Annotated in this window: 17 protein-coding genes, 1 tRNA gene and 1 pseudogene; 8 read left to right on the top strand and 11 right to left on the bottom strand. The window is 66.6% G+C overall.

Annotated elements, in window-relative coordinates; all coding sequences use genetic code 11:
• The first annotated feature begins 38 nt into the window (after positions 1–38).
• Genes M3I53_RS16960 through M3I53_RS16950 form a run of 3 tightly spaced genes read left to right on the top strand, consistent with a single transcriptional unit; the run spans position 39 to position 2,715 of the window.
• On the top strand, positions 39–848 hold the full coding sequence (locus M3I53_RS16960) for a carbohydrate ABC transporter permease (RefSeq protein WP_370684262.1): 810 nt from the start codon (positions 39–41) through the stop codon (positions 846–848).
• A gap of 11 nt (positions 849–859) precedes the next feature.
• A complete protein-coding gene (locus tag M3I53_RS16955; RefSeq protein WP_254317054.1) occupies positions 860–1,546 on the top strand; it encodes an HAD family phosphatase in 687 nt (228 codons plus the stop codon).
• Positions 1,547–1,605: 59 nt separating this feature from the next.
• On the top strand, positions 1,606–2,715 hold the full coding sequence (locus tag M3I53_RS16950; RefSeq protein WP_254317053.1) for an ABC transporter ATP-binding protein: 1,110 nt from the start codon (positions 1,606–1,608) through the stop codon (positions 2,713–2,715).
• Between the two features lie 108 nt (positions 2,716–2,823).
• Here the strand turns inward: M3I53_RS16950 and M3I53_RS16945 are convergent, their stop codons facing one another.
• From M3I53_RS16945 to mutL, 5 genes are all read right to left on the bottom strand, one after another.
• On the bottom strand, positions 2,824–3,771 hold the full coding sequence (locus M3I53_RS16945; protein WP_254317052.1) for a sugar-binding transcriptional regulator: 948 nt from the start codon (positions 3,769–3,771) through the stop codon (positions 2,824–2,826).
• A gap of 43 nt (positions 3,772–3,814) precedes the next feature.
• Positions 3,815–5,296: a xylulokinase gene (gene xylB / locus M3I53_RS16940; protein WP_254317051.1), complete on the bottom strand. Its 1,482-nt coding sequence runs from the start codon at positions 5,294–5,296 to the stop codon at positions 3,815–3,817.
• 120 nt (positions 5,297–5,416) lie between these two features.
• Complete coding sequence (dalD, locus tag M3I53_RS16935; protein ID WP_254317050.1) at positions 5,417–6,823, bottom strand: D-arabinitol 4-dehydrogenase; 1,407 nt, start codon at positions 6,821–6,823, stop codon at positions 5,417–5,419.
• A gap of 240 nt (positions 6,824–7,063) precedes the next feature.
• Positions 7,064–8,044, bottom strand: a complete 981-nt coding sequence (gene miaA / locus M3I53_RS16930; RefSeq protein WP_254317049.1) for a tRNA (adenosine(37)-N6)-dimethylallyltransferase MiaA — start codon at positions 8,042–8,044, stop codon at positions 7,064–7,066.
• Positions 8,041–10,209 carry a DNA mismatch repair endonuclease MutL gene (mutL, locus tag M3I53_RS16925; protein WP_254317048.1) on the bottom strand — a complete coding sequence of 723 codons (2,169 nt, stop codon included), beginning with the start codon at positions 10,207–10,209 and terminating at the stop codon, positions 8,041–8,043. The genes miaA and mutL overlap by 4 nt, the downstream gene beginning before the upstream one ends.
• 223 nt (positions 10,210–10,432) lie before the next feature.
• Here mutL and M3I53_RS16920 point away from each other — a divergent pair, with 223 nt between their 5' ends.
• Positions 10,433–11,119, top strand: a complete 687-nt coding sequence (locus tag M3I53_RS16920; protein WP_254317047.1) for a DedA family protein — start codon at positions 10,433–10,435, stop codon at positions 11,117–11,119.
• Positions 11,120–11,215: 96 nt separating this feature from the next.
• On the opposite strand, the gene M3I53_RS16915 is transcribed toward M3I53_RS16920, so the two are convergent.
• Entirely contained in the window at positions 11,216–12,031 is an 816-nt protein-coding gene (locus M3I53_RS16915; RefSeq protein WP_254317046.1) for a mechanosensitive ion channel family protein, read from the bottom strand.
• A 273-nt stretch (positions 12,032–12,304) separates the two neighbouring features.
• Here M3I53_RS16915 and M3I53_RS16910 point away from each other — a divergent pair.
• A pseudogene (locus tag M3I53_RS16910) lies at positions 12,305–12,925 on the top strand (ParB-like protein); the annotation flags it as partial.
• Positions 12,926–13,105: 180 nt separating this feature from the next.
• Here the strand turns inward: M3I53_RS16910 and M3I53_RS16905 are convergent.
• Entirely contained in the window at positions 13,106–14,035 is a 930-nt protein-coding gene (locus tag M3I53_RS16905; RefSeq protein WP_254317045.1) for a LysR family transcriptional regulator, read from the bottom strand.
• A gap of 112 nt (positions 14,036–14,147) precedes the next feature.
• Here M3I53_RS16905 and M3I53_RS16900 point away from each other — a divergent pair, with 112 nt between their 5' ends.
• From M3I53_RS16900 to M3I53_RS16890, 3 genes are all read left to right on the top strand, one after another.
• Complete coding sequence (locus tag M3I53_RS16900) at positions 14,148–14,717, top strand: cytochrome b (protein WP_375542541.1); 570 nt, start codon at positions 14,148–14,150, stop codon at positions 14,715–14,717.
• Positions 14,718–14,779: 62 nt separating this feature from the next.
• Positions 14,780–15,367: a YceI family protein gene (locus M3I53_RS16895; RefSeq protein ID WP_254317043.1), complete on the top strand. Its 588-nt coding sequence runs from the start codon at positions 14,780–14,782 to the stop codon at positions 15,365–15,367.
• Positions 15,368–15,421: 54 nt separating this feature from the next.
• A complete protein-coding gene (locus tag M3I53_RS16890) occupies positions 15,422–16,012 on the top strand; it encodes a YceI family protein (RefSeq protein ID WP_254317042.1) in 591 nt (196 codons plus the stop codon).
• 104 nt (positions 16,013–16,116) lie between these two features.
• On the opposite strand, the gene M3I53_RS16885 is transcribed toward M3I53_RS16890, so the two are convergent.
• From M3I53_RS16885 to pal, 4 genes are all read right to left on the bottom strand, one after another.
• Positions 16,117–16,569 carry a BspC domain-containing protein gene (locus M3I53_RS16885; protein WP_254317041.1) on the bottom strand — a complete coding sequence of 151 codons (453 nt, stop codon included), beginning with the start codon at positions 16,567–16,569 and terminating at the stop codon, positions 16,117–16,119.
• A 158-nt stretch (positions 16,570–16,727) separates the two neighbouring features.
• Positions 16,728–16,803, bottom strand: a tRNA-Lys gene (locus M3I53_RS16880).
• A gap of 176 nt (positions 16,804–16,979) precedes the next feature.
• Positions 16,980–17,729, bottom strand: a complete 750-nt coding sequence (ybgF, locus tag M3I53_RS16875) for a tol-pal system protein YbgF (RefSeq protein WP_254317040.1) — start codon at positions 17,727–17,729, stop codon at positions 16,980–16,982.
• A 23-nt stretch (positions 17,730–17,752) separates the two neighbouring features.
• On the bottom strand, positions 17,753–18,259 hold the full coding sequence (gene pal, locus M3I53_RS16870) for a peptidoglycan-associated lipoprotein Pal (protein ID WP_042266217.1): 507 nt from the start codon (positions 18,257–18,259) through the stop codon (positions 17,753–17,755).
• Between the last annotated feature and the right edge of the window lie 15 nt (positions 18,260–18,274).

Below are 18,274 nucleotides of genomic sequence, written 5' to 3'. Positions count from 1 at the left end.
CCGCGCAATCGCCCGACGCGGTCAACCATTCGTCGCCGATGCAGTTCATCGGGCGCGTGCTGCCGGGGCTGCTTGCCTGGCTGATCGCGATCGCGCTGTTCTTCCCGATTTTCTGGATGACGATCACGGCGTTCAAGACCGAGCAGCAGGCCTATATCCCGACGATATTCTTCCTGCCGACGCTCGACAGCTTCAGAGAGGTGTTCGCGCGCAGCAACTACTTCGCGTTCGCGTGGAATTCGGTGATGATTTCGGCCGGCGTGACGATCGTTTGCCTGATCCTTGCCGTGCCCGCGGCCTATGCGATGGCGTTCTTCCCGAACAAGCGCACCCAGGGAATTCTGCTGTGGATGCTCTCCACCAAGATGATGCCTTCGGTGGGCGTGCTCGTGCCGATCTATCTGCTGTGGAAGAACTCGGGGCTGCTCGACACCGTGAGCGGACTGGTGATCGTCTACACGCTCATCAACTTGCCGATCGCAGTGTGGATGGCGTACACGTACTTCAACGAGATTCCCAAAGACATTCTCGAAGCCGGACGCATGGACGGCGCGGCCACCTGGCAGGAAATCGTCTATTTGCTCATGCCGATGGCCGTGCCGGGGCTCGCGTCCACGGCGTTGCTGTTGATCATTCTTTCGTGGAACGAAGCGTTCTGGAGCATCAACCTCTCCAGCTCTAACGCCGCGCCGCTGACGGTGTTCATCGCGTCGTACTCGAGCCCCGAGGGGCTGTTCTGGGCGAAGCTCTCCGCGGCATCGCTGCTCGCAGTCGCGCCGGTGCTGATCGTCGGCTGGCTTTCGCAGAAGCAACTGGTGCGCGGCCTTACCTTCGGGGCTGTCAAGTAATGGCCAATGCGATGTCCATTCAAGTCCTGATCTGCGATTGCGACGGCGTGCTGATCGACAGCGAAGCCGTGGCGGCCCGCGTGCTGGTGCGCGAACTCGAAGCGCGCTGGCCCGGCGTCGACGCGGCGCCCGTCGTCATGCCGCTGCTGGGCCAGCGTATCGAGCGCGTACTGGGCGGCGCGGGCGAAGCGCTCGGGCGCAGCCTCACCGCCGCCGACGTCGATGCGATCCGCACCGTGGCCGAGGCCGAAGCGTGCGAGGCGCCGCTGTTCCCGGGCGTCGTGGCGGCGCTGGAAGCCGTGGCGCTCACCAAGGCCTGTGCGAGCAACAGCTACACGGCTGTGGTGCGCGAGGTGCTGGCGCGCAACGGACTCGATCGCTTCTTTGGCGCGCGTGTGTACTGCGCCGATATCGTCGCCCGGCCGAAGCCCGCGCCCGACGTCTATCTCGCGGCGGCGCAGGGCATGGACGTCGCGCCCGCTGCGTGCCTCGTGGTCGAGGACAGCGTGACAGGCGTGAGCGCGGCGCGCGCGGCTGGCATGACGGTGCTCGGCTTCGTGGGGGGCACCCACGTGGGCGGCGACGCGCATGCGCACGAGCTGCGCGAAGCGGGTGCAGGCGAAATCTTCGACGACATGACGACGCTGCCCGCGCGGGTTGTGCAATGGATGAACCAGGCGCGAACGCGTTCGGACTGAACCGGCTTAAGCAGACTTAAGCAGACTCAAGCAGACTCAAGCAGAAACGGAGACACATCATGGCAAGCGTGATTCTGAGAGACGTACTGAAGCGCTACGACGACAACGAAGTGCTGCGCGACGTGAACCTCGACATCGGCGACGGCGAGTTCGTCGTGTTCGTGGGCCCGAGCGGCTGCGGCAAGACCACGCTCATGCGCATGATCGCGGGGCTGGAGGACATCAGCGGCGGCGACCTGATGATCGACGGCACGCGCATGAACGACGTGCCGCCGGCCAAGCGCGGCATTGCGATGGTGTTCCAGTCGTACGCGCTGTATCCGCACATGACGCTGTACGACAACATGGCGTTCGGCCTCAAGCTCGCGGGCGCGAAGAAGCCCGAAATCGACGCGGCCGTGAAGAACGCCGCGAAGATCCTGCACATCGACCATCTGCTCGACCGCAAGCCCAAGCAGCTCTCGGGCGGCCAGCGCCAGCGGGTGGCGATCGGGCGTGCGATCACGCGCAAGCCGAAGGTGTTCCTGTTCGACGAACCGCTCTCGAACCTCGACGCCGCGCTGCGCGTGAAGATGCGCCTCGAATTTGCGCGCCTGCACGACGAACTCAAGACGACGATGATCTACGTGACGCACGATCAGGTCGAAGCGATGACGCTCGCCGACAAGATCGTCGTGCTCTCGGCGGGCAATGTCGAACAGGTCGGTAGTCCGAACCGTCTGTACCACGCGCCGGCGAACCGCTTCGTGGCGGGCTTCATCGGCTCGCCGAAGATGAATTTCCTCGACGGCACGGTGCAGCAGATCGGCAGCGACGGCATCGTCGTGCGCTACGAAACGGGCGATACGCAGAAGGTGGCCGTCGAGCCGGGCAACGCGCGCGAAGGAGACAAGGTGACCGTGGGCATCCGCCCCGAGCATCTGCACATCATGACGGGCGCGGAAGGCGTGAGCGCGAAGGCGATGACGGTGGAGTCGCTCGGCGACGCCGCTTACCTTTATGCCGAATGCGCGGTCGCGCCCGATGGCCTGATCGCGCGCATTGCGCCGCTCGAGCGGCACGAGCGCGGCGAGGCGTTCAAGGTGGGATCGACGCCCGACCATTGCCATCTCTTCGACGCGAACGGCCTGGCGTTCGAGCGTCGCTTCGCGCAGCAACTGGCTGCGTGAATTCACTGGCTTGCCGGACGCGCTGCCTCGCAGAGTGAGGCGGTGTTCTGTGTGGCGAGGTACCTGAGGTTGCCTTTGTTAGCCCGCTTCGAGCGGGCGTTTTTTTGGTCAGCGTTCGATTGCGGCGCGCGCGCACAGCTCGTCGGTGACGAGCCCGGAGAGCCAGCCGCCGTGGAGCGCCGCGATCACCGCTTCGCGCTTGCGCGCGCCGCCGGCGAAGCCGATGGTGGGGCGGCGCGGCGGCGAATCGAGGTACACGCTCGTGACGCGGCGGCCCGTGGGCGAATCGACGCGCTTGCCGGCGGCGTCGATCGGCAGGCCGAGCATTTCGGCCACGGCGCCCTGGCCCATCAGTTCGCGCACTTCGTCGGAGGTGATGAAGCCGTCCTCGTGCAGCGGGCAATGCTCGCCGATGTTGCCGATGCCGACGAACGCGACATCGGCTTCGGCCGACAGCGACTCGACGATGCGATAGAGCCGGTGATTGCACCATTGCGCGCGCTCGGCCTCGTTATCCGCGATGAGCGGCGCGGGCAGCAGAAAGTGCTTGCCGCCCGTCTTCTCGGAGATATGCAGCGCGACGTCGTAGCGGTTCGACGAGCCGTCCTGGGCGATCGCGCCCACCATCGAAACCAGCCGATGCTGGGGCCGCTCCAGCTGCGCGATCTGGTCGACGGCGGCCTTGAGAGTGCGTCCGCTGCTCACGGCCACCACCATCGGCCGCTCTTCGCTCAGGTAGCGCTCCATGACCTGTGCGCCCGCCACGGCAAGCTTGCGGTCGACTTCCTCGGGCGTGTCATTGTCCACGGGCACCACTTCGCAGACCGAAAGGCCGTAGCGCTTCGAAAGCGCGTCGGCGAGCGCGAGGCAGTCGGCGAGACGATGATCGACGCGCACACGAATGAGGTTCTTCTCGACCGCGAACGCGACGAGGCGCTGCGCGACCGGGCGCGACACCTGCAGCTTCTCGGCGATTTCGTTCTGGGTGTTGCCGGCCACGTAGTAGAGCCAGGCAGCGCGGGTCGCGAGATCGAGTTTTTCGGTGGACTTGGGCACGATGGGAGTCGGGGGTATGCGGGGCCGAAGTGTACTGCACGCGTTACGCGAGGCGCTCGCGCGAGGGCTCGAAGAGCGGGCGCACGTGGCGGTACAGCGCGCGGTAGGCAGTGAGCCGCTCGCGCAGCGCCGCGTGGCGCGCCGCATTCGGCGTGTACTCGGCCACCACGGGCGGCTTGGTCAGCACCTCACGCGCGTTGCCGCCCGCCGCGAGCCAGCCAAGGCGCGCCGCGCCGAGCGCCGCGCCCGTCTCGCCGCCGCCGTGCTGGCGCGTGGGCGTGTTGAATGCGTCCGCAACCAGCTGCGCCCAGTAGCCGCTGCGCGCGCCGCCGCCCAGCATCGACAGCGCGCCCACTTCGGTGCCGGCGGCCGCGAGCGCGTCGAGTCCGTCGGTGAGCGCGAGCGTCACGCCTTCGAGCACGGCGTAGCCGAGCAGCGCGCGGTCGGTCGCGTGCGTCATGCCGAAGAACACGCCCTGCGCATACGGGTCGTTGTGCGGCGTGCGCTCGCCCGAGAGATACGGCAGGAAGAGCGGGGCTTCGGCGAGGGTTGGCGCTTTGATCTGCTCCACTTCAGCGAGCAGTGTGGGCTCGTTCGTGCCCGTGAGCTTGCAGACCCAGCGCAGGCAACTCGCCGCCGAAAGCACGACGCTCATCTGGTGCCAGCGGTCCGGAATCGCGTGGCAGAACGCGTGCACGGCGGAGGCCGGGTTGGGCCGGAAGCGGTCGCCTACCACGCAAAGCACGCCCGAGGTGCCGAGCGAGACGAAGCCGTCGCCGGGCTGCGTGGCGCCGATACCGATGGCGCTCGTCGCGTTGTCGCCGCCGCCCGCCGCCACGACCACGTCCTCGCGCAGACCGAATTCGCGCGCGAGCGCGGGCAGGAGCGTGCCGGAGGGCGCGCTGCCTTCGGCGAGCGCAGGCATTTGCGCGCGCGTCATGTTGCAGGCGTCGAGCAGCGCGTCGGACCAGTCGCGTTTGGCCACGTCGAGCCAGAGCGTACCCGCGGCATCGGACGGATCGGAGACCTTGCCGCCGGTGAGTTGCAGGCGCAGATAGTCCTTCGGCAGCAGCACACAGGCCGTCTCGCGAAAGATCTGCGGCTCGTGGCGCGCGACCCACAGCAGCTTGGGCGCGGTGAAGCCCGGCATGGCGAGATTGCCCGCGATGCGATGCAACTGCGGCGCGCGCGCGGTGAGTTCGGCGCATTCGTCCACCGCGCGCATGTCGTTCCAGAGGATCGCGGGACGCAGCACGTTGTCGTGCGCGTCGAGCAGCACGGCGCCGTGCATCTGTCCGGAAAGGCCGATGCCGCGCACCTGCGCGAAATCGTGCGGATGCGCCTCGCGCAGCGCGGCGAGCGCGCGGCGCGTGCCGTCCCACCAGTCGGCGGGATTCTGCTCGGACCAGCGCGGGTGGGGGCGCGAGACGACGAAGGGCGTGCCGGCAGTGCCGACCACGCGGCCGTCGGGCGCGAGCAGCAGGACTTTCACTTCGGAGGTGCCGAGGTCGATGCCGAGATACATAGGCGCGCTGAAGTCGTGATGAGGAGTTGCGCTACTTTAGCCGCGCGCCGGGTGCGACGCCATGCGCGCCGACCCGGAGGGCGCATGGCGCGGTCTAAGGGGTGATGCCGCAGTGTTGCTTCAAACGCTGCAGCCGCGTGAGGCGAGCCACGCGTCGACGCGCGTGAGCGCGCCGCGCACTGCGCCGCCCAGGGTCGGATTGCCGGCGAGGCCGCCCCACAGCAGCTTGTCGCCGAGGAACGTCGAGACGGGGTCGCCGCTATCGAACATGCGGTGCACGGCTGCTTCGTCCATCACGCCGTCCTGGTAGCGGTACGGCAGCGTGCCCTTGTGCCAGCGTTCCAGAAAGCGCAGGAAGAGCGCGGGCAGCATGGCCGTGGCGGCGGGCGTCGCGCCCGCGGCGATGCGTTGCGCGAGCGTGGGCGCGATGAAGCCGGGGATCTTCGAGTAGCCGTCGGCGGCGACGCGCTGGTTCGTGTCCTGGATGTACGGATTGCTGAAGCGTTCGAGCACGACGTCGCGATACTTCGCGAGATCGAGCGGGCTGGGCGTGAGGCAGGGAATCACGTCCTCGCTCACGTACTCGCGCGCGAAGGTGCGGATGTCGGCGTCGTGGGTGCCTTCGTGGATGAAGTCGAGCGCGACGAGCGTGCCCGCCCACGCAATGCAGCTGTGCGTGGCGTTGAGGATGCGGATCTTCGCTTCCTCGTAGGGCATCACCGATTCGACCATCTCCGCGCCTGCGCGCTCCCAGGCGGGCCGCCCCGCGCAGAAGTGATCCTCGATCACCCACTGGATGAACGCCTCGCCCATGACCGGGCAGGCGTCGTCTACGCCGGTCGCCGCTTTCACGCGCTCGCGCACGTCGGGCGTGGGGCGCGGCGTGATGCGGTCGACCATGGAGTCGGGGCAGGCCGTGTTCGCGTCGAACCAATCGCGCAGATCCGTTGCGCCGCGCAGCGCGAGAAATTCGCGCATGCCCGCGTGAAAGCGCTTGCCGTTGCTGCGCAGGTTGTCGCAGGTTTGCAGCGTGACGGGGCCGCCGTCGCGCGCCTTGCGCGCTTCGAGGATCGCGGCGAGCGCGCCGTAAATAGTCGTGCGGCCGCCCTTGAGGTCGGCGGCGAGGTCGGGGTTCGCGGTGTCGAGGCGGTCGTGTTCGTCGAGGTAATAGCCACCTTCGGTCACGGTGAACGCGATGATCCTGCAGTTCGCGTCGGCGCCTGCATCGGTCAGGCTCGCGAGATCGGCCGACCACGGCAGCACGCGCGTGATCGAGCGGATCGTCTCGTAGGCGCGCTCGCCCTGCGGGGTGACCGTTTCGAGCGTGTAGGCGCCGTTCTGCGCGGCCAGCGCGTCCATCACGGCGTTCATGTCGGAGCGGATGTTGCCGACGGTGAGCGACCATGCGGCCTCGTCGGGCTTGCGCGTGAGGTTCACGCGATGCAGGTACCACGCCTGATGCGCCCGGTGAAACGACCCGGCGCCGATGTGCAGGATCACGTTGGCATTGCTGCGTTCGGTGTTCATTCGGTGTCTCCTTACTCGAAGCGGCCGATCGGCTCATGCCTGAGCAATTGCTCTATTGATGAACGAATGATCGCATCGGGTCGATTGAAAGTCAAGCGGGCGAGGGGGATTTCGGTGGCGCGCTGCGGCGGCCGATGGCGCGCGTGCAGCGCACCGACGCGCGCCGCCTGCCGGCCGAGCGGGGATGCTGTGGCGCACAAAGCGCCCGGCAGCAGAGGGTGGGAAAGGGGAGCGGCGGGCTTAGCCGCCAATCTGCGCGACTGCCGCGACGGCCTGTGCGCTCGCATCGCGCGCGCAGCAATCCACCACGATGCGCTCCGGCATGGCGCGCAGCCATGTGAGCTGGCGCTTGCAGAGCTGGCGCGTGGCGAACACGCCCTTGTCGCGCATGATGTCGTAATCGACTTCGCCGTCGAGGTATTCCCAAACCTGGCGATAACCCACGCAGCGCATGGACGGCAGGTTGGGGTTCAGGTCGCCGCGCGCGCGCAGCGCCTTCACCTCGTCGATGAGACCGCCCGCGAGCATCGCGTCGAAGCGTGCTTCGATGCGCGCGTGCAGCACGCTGCGATCGGACGGCTCGAGCGCGACGGGCACGAAGCGGTAGCGCGCGGCTTCATCCTCGCGCGTGGACGGCGTGGCGAGCAGCACTGACATGGGCTGCCCGCTCAGCATGAAGATTTCGAGCGCGCGCTGGATGCGCTGCGAGTCGTTCGGAGCGAGGCGCGCAGCCGTGGCGGGATCGACCTGCGCGAGGCGGGCATGCATGGCGGGCCAGCCATCGCGCGCGGCCTCGGCGTCGAGTTGCGCGCGCACGGCCGGATCCGCCGAGGGCAGGTCGTTCAGGCCTTGCGTGAGCGCCTTGTAGTAGAGCATCGTCCCGCCCACGAGCAGCGGCACGTTCCCGCGCGCGACGATCTCGCCCGTCACGCGCAGCGCGTCGGCGCGAAAGTCGGCGGCGGAATAGGCGTCCAGAGGATCGACGATATCGATCAGATGATGCGGGGCGGCCGCGCGCTCCGCGGCGCTCGGCTTCGCGGTGCCGATGTCCATCTCTCGATACACGAGCGCCGAATCGACGCTCACGATCTCCACCATGCGCCCGCGCGCCGCCGACTGCGCGGCATACGCGAGCGCGGCCGCCGTCTTGCCCGAGGCCGTGGGGCCGAGCAGACAGGCAACCGGCAACGCGCCGCTTTCTTGTTTCGTGGACTGCGTCATTGACCGCGCATGAAGAGCCGATCGAGATCGGCGAGCGTGAGCTGGTACCAGGTCGGCCGGCCGTGGTTGCACTGGTCGGCGCGCTCGGTGGCTTCCATCTGGCGCAGGAGCGCGTTCATTTCGTCGAGCGTGAGACGCCGGTTCGCGCGCACCGCGTGATGGCAGGCGAGCGTGCCGAGCATCTCGTGCTGGCGCTCGGTGAGCACGCGCGAGCCGCCGTACGCGTGCAGATCGGCGAGCACGGCGCGCGCGAGCGCCTGGAGATCGGCGTCCTTGAGGAGCGCGGGCACCGCGCGGATCGCAATCGAGGTCGGCGAGAGCACGGCGAGATCGAAGCCCAGCGCTTCGAGCGTGGCCTTTTCTTCTTCGACGGTGCCGGTTTCGACGGGATCGGCTGTCATCGAGATCGGGATCAGCAAGGGCTGCACAGCGAGCGAGCGTTCGGCGAGGGCCTGCTTGAACTGCTCGTACAGGATGCGCTCGTGCGCGGCGTGCATGTCGACGATCACGAGGCCGCGCGCGTTCTGCGCGAGCACGTAGATCCCGTGGACCTGGCCGAGCGCGAAGCCGAGCGGGTGGTCCTCGCCGGCTTCGAAGGCGGCGTGGGGCGCGCCGGCGGGGAACGCACCGGCGGCACGGGCGGCACCGGCTGCGCCGTCTTGCGCCTGCGGCACGCTCGAACCTTGCGCCGTGCCGGCGCCGAGATCCTTGCGGCCGAACAACGCGTCATAAAGTGCGAGCGGCTGCGCGACTGGCAGGCTGCCTTGCGTCATGCGCGACTGGCGCAGCCAGGTGTTACCGCTGCTCGCGCCCGCATCGCCGCCGCCTGGCTGGCCGAAACCCGACGCGCGCGAAGGCAGGCCACCCGCGCCGCCGCCGAAGCTGCTCGCCACGCTCGCGGTGCCGAACCTGCCGTCCGCGCTGAAGCCGCCCGCCGCGCCCGGCGCTGCGCCCGCGCGCGCGGAGTCGGCCGCGCCCGAAGCGAGCCCGACCGAGGCGCCCAGCACCCCGGCGCCCGGCAACGCCCGCGGCTCGATGAGCGCGGCGGCATGGCCGCCCGAGGTCGTCTCGGGCGAGGCGCCCGCGTGGCGCGCGAGCGCGCGCTGCACGGCATGGAACACGAACTGGTGAATCGAGCGCGAATCGCGGAAACGCACTTCGATTTTCGAGGGATGCACGTTCACGTCGACGGCTTCGGGCGGCAGGTCGAGGAACAGCACGTACGACGGGTAGCGCTCGCCGTGCAGCACGTCCTCATACGCCGAGCGCACCGCGTGCGTGAGCAGCTTGTCGCGCACGAAACGGCCGTTCACGAAGAAGTATTGCTGGTCGGCGCGGTTGCGGCTCGCCGTAGGCAGGCCCGCACAACCGTAGACGGCGAGCGGCCCGGCGCGCTCGTCGAGCGGAAGATGCGCCGTGGCGAACACTTCGCCGAGGATCTTCGAGACGCGCGTGGCCGGATCGCTCGCGTTCCAGTGCTCGACCGCGCGGCCGTTGTGCAGCACCGAGATCGCGACGTCCGGGCGCGCGAGCGCGCTGCGGCGGATCATCTCGAGGCAATGGCCCAGTTCGGTCTGCTCGCTCTTGAGGAACTTGCGGCGCGCGGGCGTGTTGAAATACAGCTCGCGCACTTCGATGGTCGTGCCCTGGCCGCCCGCAGCCGGCGAAACCGCGCCGGTGTGCCCCTCGATCTTCACGGCGTGCGGCGCGTCGGCGCTGCGGCTCGTGATCGACATCTGCGCCACCGAGGCGATCGACGCCAGCGCTTCGCCCCGGAACCCGAGCGTCGCGACGCTCTCCAGTTCGGCGAGCGAGCGGATCTTGCTCGTGGCGTGGCGCATGAGCGCGAGCGGGAGTTCGGCTTCGGGAATGCCGCAGCCGTCGTCGGCGATGGAGATGCGCTTGACGCCGCCCTCGTCGAGCAGGATGCGCAGCGTGCTCGCGCCTGCGTCGAGCGCATTTTCGAGCAGTTCCTTGACGACGGAGGCGGGCCGCTCGACCACTTCACCCGCGGCGATCTGGCTGATGAGCTGGTCGGGCAGCGCCAGGATCGCGCGCGCGGGCTGCGCGGCACGCGACGCGAGTGTGGCGCTGGTCGCGCTCGCAGTGTCGGCGTTGCTGGCGGAATTCGGCACGGCGCCGGTGGGTTCGGAATTCGAAGACATGCGCGCAATTATAGCGAGTCGGCGCTAACCGACCCGGCGCGCTTCAGCGCTCGCGAAACCCTCATCTAGCAGCGCTTTGTGCGCAAATTCACCGAAATTAGCGGGAAATTTTCGTGGCGCGCGGGCACTTTCGGTATCATGGCGCGGTCAATTTGGCTTCTCGCGCAACACAGGGCGAACGCGCTTTTTCAGGCGCGCGGCCCACGCTCAATAAGGGACACTTTTGGATACGCTCCTGCAGTTCGTCAATCTTGTCTTGCACATCGACAAGTTTCTCGGTGTCTTTATCCAGCAATACGGCGGCTGGGTCTACGCGGTGCTGTTCCTGATCGTGTTCTGCGAAACCGGCCTCGTGGTGCTGCCGTTCCTGCCCGGCGACTCGCTGCTCTTCATCGGCGGCGCGTTTGCCGCCACGCACGAAATGAATCTCGGCGTGCTGATCGTTCTGCTGCTCGTGGCGGCGGTCCTCGGCAATACCGTGAACTTTCTGATTGGGCGCGCCATCGGGCCGAAGGTGTTCAACACGCACATTCCCGTCCTCGAACGCTTCCTCGACCGCGCCGCGCTGCAGAAAACGCACGAATTCTACGAACGCCACGGCGGCAAGACCATCGTGCTCGCGCGCTTCATTCCTGTGGTACGCACGTTTGCACCGTTCGTGGCGGGCGTCTCGCAAATGCCTATGCGACGCTTTCAGTTCTTCACGGTCACGGGCGCGCTGTTCTGGGTGCTGCTGCTCGTGCTGCTCGGCTACTTCTTCGGCAACATTCCGTTCATTCGCCAGTACCTCAACGTGATCGTGCTCGTCGGCATTGGCGCGGCGATCGTGCCGATCCTGATCGGCGGCGTGTGGAAGATGCTGCGCAAGGACTCGCGCAGCGGCGCGGTGCGCAAGCCCAACGGCGGTTGAGCGAGCGGCGCCTTCAGGCCGCACCGCAATCAAAAAACGGCATCGCCTGCGCAGGCGATGCCGTTTTGTTTTGGCGCTCGCGTCGTATGCGGCGCGCTAGGCGCCCACGCGGCGAATGATCGAGGGCGTTTCGGGCGTGGGGTAGCCCGCATCCTTGAAGGTCTCGACAATCGCGCGGTTGGTGTCGAAATAGACCTGCCAGTAGCTGTCGTTGCTGGTGTAGGGCCGCACGGCCAGCAGCGGGCCTTCGGGCGTGAACGAGAGAATCTCGACGTCGGGCGGCGGCTCCTGTACAACGTTCGGAATTTTCGCGATGGCTGCGCGCAGGCGGCTGGCGGCGTCGACGGGATCGACGCCGTTGGCGATCTTCGCGGTCAGCTCCACGCGGCGCACGGGCGTCGCGCTGTAGTTCGAGATGGTGTCCGAGAAGATCTTGTTGTTGCCGACGATGTTGACCACGTTGTCGGGCGAGATGATGGTCGTGCCGAAGATGCCCAGTTCCTTCACGGTGCCCGTCACGCCCCCGGCCGTCACGAAGTCGCCAACCTTGAACGGGCGCAGCACCTGCATGAACACGCCCGCCGCGAAATGCGCGAGCAGGCCGCCCCACGCCGTACCGATGGCGAGGCCGAGACCGGCGAGGAGCGCCGCGAACGAGGTGGTCTGCACGCCGAACACCTGCAGGATCGCGAGGACCAGCAGCAGGTTCAACACGGCGGCGAGGATCGAACTGAGGTAATGCGCGAGCGTGGGATCGACGCGCTCGTTGCGCGCGAGCACCTTGCGCAGCACACCGGCGAGGAGGTTGATGGCCCACCGTCCGATGATCCACAGGACGATTGCCGCCAGGACCTTGGTCCCGAAGTCGATGCCTCGGGTCATGAGGAATACGCGGATGGTTTCGAGATCCAAAATGCCCTCGCTTGTGTCGTTGGTTGAGCCTGGAAGACGTGCAACTGACAGCGGCGGGAGCATGACGGGCGCCGTGGTACGCGCAGTCTGTCCCTTGGCGCATTTATAGGCGAAGCGGCGAAAGCGTGCATCCAGCGTGCCCGGCCGTCTCAGGGTTGACCCCGGCGCACACGCGCGCGGCGCGCGATCGCTTGATGCGGCATGCATGGCCGTTCGGCTGTATCGTTGCGCGATCGACCCCGAAACCAACCGACACTAAACAGGAGGCCCGCCATGAACCTGCCGAATACCGATCTCCGTCTCATCACCGTGAAGCTCGACGAGCTGCGTCCCACGCAGATCACGGTGGGCTTTCGTGAGGTGAACGCCAAGCGCGCGCACTGGCAGACGCTCGACAAGAAGGGGCGCGCGGCGGCCATCGACTCGCACTGGTTTCCCGCCGTGCTGGGGCCGAAGTCGCGCTACTACGTGGTCGATCATCACCACCTTGGCCGCGCGTGGCTCGAAGAATCGGTGGAAAGCGTGCGGGTGACCGTGCTCAAGGATCTTTCGTGGCTCGAGCCCACCATCTTCTGGCGCATGATGGAGCACGACCAGTGGGTGCATCCGTTCGATGCTGCGGGCGAGCGCTGCGAATTCGACCAGTTGCCCAAGCAGCTCCTCGGTCTTGCCGACGATCCGTATCGTAGCCTCGCGGGCGAGTTGCGCATGTCGGGCGGCTACGCGAAGGACACGACGCCGTTCAGCGAATTCCTGTGGGCCGACTATCTGCGCCGCAAGGTATCCAAAACGCGCCTGCGCAAGGACTTCGACGCGGCGCTCGCCGAAGCGCTATCGCACGCTCACGATCCTGACGCGCGTTATTTGCCGGGCTGGTCGGGCGTGGCGCCAGCCGCGGCGCCAGCGACGGCGGTGGCGGCGACGCCCGCCAAGGCGGCCAAGGCTGACAAGCCTGCCCGGGCGAGGAAGGGCTGAAGCGGGTGGCGCGCCTTACCTCGCCAGGGCGACATTCAGGCGTGCGCGGGACTGCATTCGTACAACCCGCACACGCATCGCTCCCCGCCCGTTCAGCGTTCAGCGCGCGTCGGGCAGCGGCGCCTGCGGCGGCGTGCCTTGCGTGAGGTAGTGGCAGAGCCACTCGCTGGCGGGGCCGCGCGCCGCGTCGGTGCGATGGATCAGCGAGATGTTGTAGCTCACCGAGCGCCGGTCCGCGAGCGCGACGCGCACGAGCCGCCCGGCCTCGAGATCGGCTTGCACGAGGTGTTTCGGCATCGACCCCCAGCCGAGGCCTGCGAGCAGCAGCCGGTGCTTGGCGCCGAGGTCGCCGAGCTTCCACGCGCGATTGCTGTACACGCCGAAGTTCTGGCCTTCGGTGAGGCGGCTGCGGTCGGTGAGCACCAGCTGCGTGTGCTCGCGCGCATCCGAAATGCGTATGGGTTGCTCCGCCCTGGCGAGCGGATGGCAGGGGGCGGCCACGAGCACGAGTTCCACGGTGCCGATGGACTGCGCCTCGATCACGTGCGGCCAGTTATGGTTCGGCCCGCTGATCCCCACCGCGCAGTCGCCGTCGAGCACGAGCTTGAGCACGCCGCCGAGCGCTTCCATGGTGAGATTCAATGCGACGGTGGGAAACGTGAACGCGAACGCCTGCAGCGCCTCGACGAGGCGCTGCGACGGAAACATCACGTCCACGGCGAGCGAAACCTCGCCCTCGAGCCCCCTCTGCAGTCCGGCCGCCTTGGCGTTAAGCTGACCCATGAGCAGATCGAGGCGGCGCGCGTCGGCGAGAATTGCGCGGCCCGCGGCCGTGAGTTCCGGCTTGCGCTTGCCGCGCTCGAACAGCGCGACGCCCAGCAGCGCCTCGAGATTGGCGATCGTATAGCTGACCACCGATTGCGCGCGGTCGAGTTGGCGCGCCGCCGCCGAGAAGCTGCCGGTTTCCGCGACGGCAATCAGCGCGCGCAGCTGCTCGAGGCTAGGGGAGCGGTCCGAGGTGCGGTCCACGAGGTGCGGTCCTTTTTGAGCTATCGAAAAAGTGGATGATAACCATCCATTTTAGACGATTGTTTGAATAGGTTTCGCCGGGTAAAGTGCACACCTCGAATAATGGAGTCGTATGCCGATGAACCCGCACATCAAGCCCGCCGGCCGCTATAACGGCGTTGCCATGCTGCTGCACTGGCTAATCGCCGCGCTGATCGTCTGGGGCTTTGCGCTCGGCTGGGTCATGACCGACATTGCGGGCATCACGCCCACGAAGCTGCGCTACTTCTCGTGGCACAAGTGGATTGGCGTAACCGTGCTTGCGCTCGTGCTCGTGCGCATTCTCTGGCGTCTCACGCACACCGCGCCCGCGCTGCCTGGCTCCATGCATGGCTGGGAACGGCTCGCCGCGCACCTCGGCCACACCGCGCTTTACGTGTTGATGGTTGCGATACCGGTGACGGGTTATCTCTATAGCTCGGCGGCGGGCATTCAGGTCGTGTACCTCGGCATCTGGCCGATGCCCGTGCTGATCGGCCCCGACACCGCGCTCAAGGGCGTGCTGCGCGTCGTGCACATCTCGCTGAACTACACCCTGCTCACCGTGGTCGTGCTGCACGTGCTCGCCGTCATCAAGCACCAGTTGTTCGACCGCCAGAACATCCTCTCTCGCATGCTGCCGTTCGGCACGCCGCGCGACTGACTTCGCGGCGCGCATGCGCCGACTCCGTTTCCCCGTTGTCTCCCACCTTGGACCGACTGCCCATGATCCAGCGTTTTGCCCATACCGCTTCCGTCGTCGCGCTAGGCGCGGCGCTCGCCGCCGGCGCGGCTTTTGCCACGACCTTCGCCACGAACGCCAGCGCTGCGGCCGAAGTCGCGAAGAACTCCGTGAGCGCCGTGTTCAAGCAAATGAACGTGCCGGTCGAAGGCCGCTTCAACCACTTCACCGCCGACGTCCGCTTCGATCCGGCGAACGTCGCAGCCTCGAGCGCGAAGCTCGACGTCGAGGTGGCGAGCTTCGACCTCGGCGCGCCGGAATACAACAAGGAAGTCGCCGGCGACGAGTGGTTCGACGCTTCCCATTTCCCGCACGCGACCTTCGTCTCCACGCAGATCAAGCCCGCCGCGAACGGCGCGTTCGCGGTGACCGGCAAGCTGACCATCAAGGGCAAGACGACCGACGTCGTCGTGCCGGTGCAGTACCGCAAGGACGGCGCCAACCAGGTGTTCGACGGCACACTGCCGATCAAGCGTCTCGCTTACGGCATCGGCTCGGGCGAGTGGAAGGACACCTCGATCGTCGCCGACGACGTGCAAATCAAGTTTCACATCGTGTCCGCCGCGCACTGACGCGCGTACGGCATCGCTTTTTCACCCAGTTTCTCCCGCACCAGGAATCGATTCATGAAGACCACGATTTTCGCCGCGGCCGTTGCCGCCTCGCTCGCAGCCTTCGTCGCCACACCGGCGCTCGCAGCCGCCACGACCTACAACCTCGACCCGATGCACACGTATCCGAGCTTCGAAGCCGATCACTTCGGCGGCGTCTCGGTGTGGCGCGGCAAGTTCACGAAGAGCTCGGGCACGGTCACGCTCGACCGCGAGGCGAAGACGGGCACGGTGGACGTGACGATCGACGCATCGTCGATCGATACCGGCAACGCGAAGCTCGACAAGCACGTGAGCTCGGCCGAATTCCTCGACACCGCGAAGTACCCGACGGCCACCTACAAGGGCACGTCGATCCGCTTCGAAGGCGACAAGCCGGTGGAAGTGATCGGCTCGTTCACGCTGCATGGCGTGACGAAGCCGCTGAACCTGAAGATCGACTCGTTCAAGTGCTTCCAGAACCCGATGCTCAAGCGTGAAGTGTGTGGCGCGGATGCATCGGCGCAATTCGACCGCGCGGACTACGGCGTGAACTGGGGCCAGTCGTATGGCTTCAAGACGGCTACGACGCTGCAGATCCAGGTGGAAGGCGTCAAGGCAGACTGAGTTTGCGCGCGGCATGGGCCGCGCGTCGCTCGATGCGAAGCCCGTGCGCCGTTTGGCGTGCGGGCTTTTTTGTTGCGGGAGGCGCTAAGGACGACGAAGTGTCGTCAGTGGATTGGCGACGTTGCGTGCGTGCCGCGCGGCGACAGCGCGACGTCGACGACGTGCGAATGCCAGATCCCGCAGGTGGCCTTCACGGGCACCCAGGCGTACTTGCCGCGGACCTTGGCGAACGCGCGCAAGTGAATCAGCGTGTCGATGGACGGGACGGGCGTGAGCGCGTCGCTCGCGGCGGGCGCGGGCGCGGGCGTGGCATTGGCGGTCGCGGGCTGCTCGATCGTCGCCGAGAGGGCGCGCCGATCGGGCACGAGCAGCGAATCGTAGCGCTGCGCCTTATGCACCCACTGGTCGAGCGCGGCAACGCAATTGACGACGGCGTCCGGCACGCGAATGCGGCGCAGGTATGAGTAGTCTTCGGGTTGCGGTTGAACTTGCGCCTGAACGCGCAGACTGAGCCAGAAAAGCGCGAGCAGGGCGCAGGCAGGGGTCGTGAACTTCATGATGACGTGCTGTGCAGCGGGGATGGGACGGCGGGGAGGAGGGAGTATACATGCTGGACGCATGCTCGCGCGCCGAGCCTCTCAGACCGCTTGAGCTTGCGCCGTACGCTGCAAAGCAAAAAGCCCAGTCCGAAGACTGGGCTTTTTGTTTGATGCTTTGGTAGGCCGTACGGGATTCGAACCTGTGACCAACGGATTAAAAGTCCGCTGCTCTACCAGCTGAGCTAACGACCCAAAAGAGAAGCGGGATTATAGCGGCGCATGGCTAACGCGTCAACCTTTGCCGCCATAAAGCCGATGGAAGCGCCCGGAGCACACCGCGCCCCGGGCCTTCCCTGTATGCGAGAGGCGCATTTCGCGGTGTTGGCATTACGCCATCGCCACGTCACGCCAAAACCAGCCAGCAGCGCTTATTTGAGCTGTGAAAGCTTGCTCTGCGCCGTCTGGGCGACATCCGAGTTGCCGTATTGGGAAACGACCTGCTCGAGCGTGCGTTTGGCCGCAGCCTTTTGCCCCTGCTCGATCTGGTTGTTCGCAATGGCCAGTAGCGCCTCGGGGGCGCGCGGATGCTGCGGGTATTTGTTGACGACGTTCTGCCACGTCGCGGTCGACCCCTTGTAGTCCTTCAGCGCATAGAGCGCGTTGCCGAGCCAGTACTGCGCGGTCGGCTGGTAAGGACTCTGCGGGAACTTCGCGATGAAGCTACGGAACGATGCCGCCGCGTTCTTGAAGTCGCCGTTGCGGAACTGCTGCGAAGCGGCGTTGAACGCGTCCATCTCACCCGGCTGAACCGTGCCTTGCATGCCGTCCACGGTCTCCTGCTGAGGCTCGAACTTCTTGAGTCGCGTGTCGAGATCCGTGTAGTAGTCCTTCTGTTGCTTCTGCAGGGTCGCCAACTGGTTCGCCATATCCTCGTTCTGTCCGCGCAACGTCGCGACCTGCTGGTTGAGCTGGTCGAGGTGGTTGGACTGGTCGAGGATCGTGCGTTGAGCGGCGGACAGCTGGCTGGACAGGCTATCCGTTTTCGCGCGCAGGTCGAGAATCGCCTGGCGCGCCTGATCGTCATCGAAGATACCCGCGTGAGCGGGCAGCGCCGCAAAGGCGACGCCAGCCACGCAGGCGGCTGCGGCTGCGCGCAGCGGGGAGAAACGGTGCGACATACGCCCCTTCATCCAATGCTCAATTACTGTTGATACACGAGGTCAGCACGGCGATTCTGTGCCCACGATGCTTCGTCGTGGCCCGTTGCGACCGGCTTTTCCTTGCCGAGGCTGACGGCTTCCATTTGCGAATCGGGCACGCCCATCAGCGAGAGGGCGCGACGGACCGCTTCAGCACGCTTCTGACCCAGCGCCAGGTTGTATTCGCTCGTGCCGCGCTCGTCGGTGTTGCCCTGGATCAGGACATGACGTTCCGGGTGCGTCTTGAGGTACTGTGCGTGAGCTTGCAGCAGCGACTGGTAGTCGTCCTTGACGGCGTAGCTGTCGAAATCGAAGTACACGCTGCGCTTGGCGAGCGGGCTGTTCGGGTTGTTCAGCTCATCGACGTTCACCTGGGCGACCGCGTTCGGGTTCGGCTGGGTGTTCATCGCACCGGCGTTCGGGTTCGTTTCCTTGACACCCGACTTGCACGCTGCCAGTGCACCGATCATCAACACGGCCAAGGCCAGGCGTACTTTCTTCGACATCATTTTTTCTCTCCTGAA

Source organism: Paraburkholderia sp. CNPSo 3272, assembly GCF_024206495.1.
Taxonomy (GTDB): Bacteria; Pseudomonadota; Gammaproteobacteria; order Burkholderiales; family Burkholderiaceae; genus Paraburkholderia.
The sequence above is the reverse complement of the archived record's forward strand: the minus strand, read 5'-3'. Positions and strand labels throughout refer to the sequence as shown.